The following is a 2,970-nucleotide window of genomic DNA, read 5'->3' on the forward strand; positions in this document are numbered from 1 at the left end:
GGATTCTATTTTCTTTCCCTAAATGTAGAACAAGGAGCAAGATCTCCGTGGATCTTGCTCCTTGTTTCTTGTGTTTTGGAATGTGTCTCGGGATTCGTACCTTTCAACTTCATCCTGGATGATCACATGACCGGCTGCCGCTGTGCACATTCAACTCTCGTCTCCCGTTAGTACAACGTTCTATTGTTATACGGTCAGTATTCTTGGAGCCTTCAGAAAAACGAAAAGTTATCTCTGATTCGCGATTCCCTCTAATTTGGTCCACAGCATTTAGAATCAATGATGAGTACCTTCGATATAACCAGTCAGTAGCAAAAGGGTCATTCCCAGAAATGATTAGTGAGTCGCCAATATGAACTGCTGTTGTGTTAGAAAACCACTGATCAAAACTTGGCTGAGATATTTGATTTTTAATTCTCTCCAGGACTGAATCCCAAATGTCATTATTATTATTGTTCTGGATCATTGTTTCGGTTGTGTTGCCAGAATCTTCTTGAACTAAAAAGTGATCAACTGACTTATTAAAATACTTGGCGAGTTGTACCAAAATATCGATATCTGGTAAACATTCGCCTCTTTCCCACTTTGAAACAGCCTGATGACTAACATTTAAAATTTCACCAAGTTGTATCTGAGTCATTTCAAACTCTTTGCGGTTGGTTGCTATGATCTTCCCGACCCGCTTGATATTAATCATTATCTTATCCCTCCTAACAATAGGTTAGCATAGGGACACAATTGCGTAAATCGAGTCTAAGTTGACGCGTCGAATTGATTTGCAACCGTTAGTTGCATTAAACTGCCCGTTACTTCAACAATATCRGCAGCCGATTGTGAAGCCGGCTGCCGTAACGTCATGTTGAACTATAGTCTCCCGTTAGCGTAACGCTTCATTTTAATTTTTAGGCTCTGTTAATGTTGATTGTTTATTATCCTCCAAACCAAACCTCCATCGAAATAAGTCTCTTTTTCAACGTTCAATTTAACACTTTTGTTTGAACTGGAGTACCCTGGTTCTTCATTTACAATAGATAGAATATTTTCATTTTTCCACTCCATAGAAAAGTTTCTATTCGCATCACTATGATAAACAGTCTTCATTTTGTTATCATCATGATAAGTAATTTCTACCCATAAGTTAACTCCACCAGCGGCACCGCCATAAGTTTTATAGTAAGCATTAGCAGTATATTTACCGGTTGGGGATTCCACAGGTCCTTTATAAAATTCACCTTCAAGGTTATCGAATGTAAAAAAGTATGTATTGTATTATAGCGATTTTAGTTCCGGTCTACTTAGCAAAGACGTCAGCCGGTCGTTCTGGCCAGCTCACGTYGTGTCATCATCGGCGTCGTTCACCGTTAGTTCAATACACTACTGAGCTTTTAGTTTACGACTTGGTGGACGTAGTGCCCAAGATACGCTGATCATTACAAGACATATTAATGGTGATGCGATCTGAACCTAGACCGTGGAAATGAAAAAGCTATGCTCCTTTCAACACCTATACTTTTTGTGACGCAAATGATTTTATTACCCATTTATCTGTGGATTTTCATGGGTAAAAAGGCTTCTGAAGTTGTGAGTCCAGGTCCTTTTATTGAAGCCTTTCTGATCATCATCGTATTGCCACTTCTGCTGGCTATAGGATTACAACTGTTTACTAATAAAACTCGTCGTGGTGGTCAACTCCTTTTAGATGCCTCGGCATGGATTCCTGTACCGTTGATGGCGCTAACGCTTTTAATTGTTGTATCATCGCAAATTAGCAAGCTATCTGCCTACTGGGATCTAATTATCAAAGTTATTCCTATTTATATCGCATTCATGCTCATCATGCCGTTCATTACTCGCTTTATCGTAAAATGGTTTAGACTAGATGTTAGGTCAGGACGAGCTGTTATATTTAGTTCGGGAACACGTAATTCCCTTGTGGTTCTTCCCCTTGCTCTAGCTTTACCTGAAAACTRGAGCACACTAGTCGCTGCAATTATTGTGACCCAAACCATTGTCGAGCTTGCTGGAGAACTTATCTATGTTCGACTTGTTCCTAATGTGGTTCTACGTGAAAAAGCTAATCAGGCGAGGTCTGAATAAGCAAAGGAGCCCCCAACTTGAGTGGAGGCTCCTTTGATTTTCCACGCTATCCTGCCCTTTTAGTTGAAGGTACAGGGATTTGTAATTTATGAATTGAATACTTCTCTATTTGCTTTAACAACATCATGAATGGAAAATGTTCCACCTGAAGCTATCAGCTTTTCCATGACCTTTTCGCGCAGAAGTGGCGCCTTTTCTTTATTCGCTTTCGTTAGGGCTATGGCTAGTTCCTCTTTTGTAAGTTCGGTGCAGTACGCTGGGGTTCCTGGCTGTTGTCTCCACGAATCGCTTAAAGAACCGCTATCTACGGCATCGAAGCCTAGATCGTTTCCTACACCCATGATGATTTGTTTATGGGATAGGTCATCGCCAGCAACCGCTATAGCAATGCGTCCATCSGTCCCTTCGGGAGTTCCATGATGCTCTAGCGTATAGGCTRARAAATTGTTGAACGCTTTAATGATGGGTCTTCCCAAATGATAGGACACCCAAACACTTTCAACCATTCCGTTCTCCACGTCTTCGATTTTACCGCTGATTTGAGGATAATAATTTGAAGTGTCTACAACGACGACCTCCTCCCCAACTTTATCTATAATGTTGCGAATGCTTGGCAATGCATAGAAAGGGATCGACGTTATAAGAACATCGATATTATTAATGACATCTTCTACGATCACAGGTTTTCCTGTAAGATTTTTCCCTTCCAAGCGTTCAATCCCACGAGCGTCTGCAATCTTGACATCATGTCCATTATCAACCAATTTTTTCGCTATATTAGATCCAATTGGGCCTGCACCTATAATTCCAAATCTCATTTCCATTCCTCCAATATCCTATTTCATGGTCCCTTGATTGAGTAATCTGTATACA

Annotated in this window: 2 protein-coding genes and 2 pseudogenes; 1 reads left to right on the forward strand and 3 read right to left on the reverse strand. The window is 40.5% G+C overall.

All coding sequences use genetic code 11. The annotated features are described in order from the left end of the window. Window positions 1-109 precede the first annotated feature (109 nt). Both AB4Z33_RS30645 and AB4Z33_RS30650 read right to left on the reverse strand, forming a co-directional pair. A complete protein-coding gene (locus AB4Z33_RS30645) occupies window positions 110-697 on the reverse strand; it encodes a helix-turn-helix domain-containing protein (RefSeq protein WP_442053523.1) in 588 nt (195 codons plus the stop codon). 215 nt (window positions 698-912) lie between these two features. Next, a pseudogene (locus tag AB4Z33_RS30650) lies at window positions 913-1,248 on the reverse strand (DUF5412 family protein); the annotation flags it as partial. A gap of 216 nt (window positions 1,249-1,464) precedes the next feature. On the opposite strand from AB4Z33_RS30650, the pseudogene AB4Z33_RS30655 reads away from it, so the two are divergent. Further along, window positions 1,465-2,097 (forward strand): annotated as a pseudogene (locus AB4Z33_RS30655) (arsenic resistance protein); the annotation flags it as partial. 86 nt (window positions 2,098-2,183) lie between these two features. On the opposite strand, the gene AB4Z33_RS30660 reads toward AB4Z33_RS30655, so the two are convergent. Next, window positions 2,184-2,915: an NADPH-dependent F420 reductase gene (locus AB4Z33_RS30660; RefSeq protein ID WP_442053524.1), complete on the reverse strand. Its 732-nt coding sequence runs from the start codon at window positions 2,913-2,915 to the stop codon at window positions 2,184-2,186. Window positions 2,916-2,970: the final 55 nt, after the last annotated feature.

This window comes from Paenibacillus sp. 2TAB19 (assembly GCF_052115185.1).
Lineage (GTDB): Bacteria > Bacillota > Bacilli > Paenibacillales > Paenibacillaceae > Pristimantibacillus.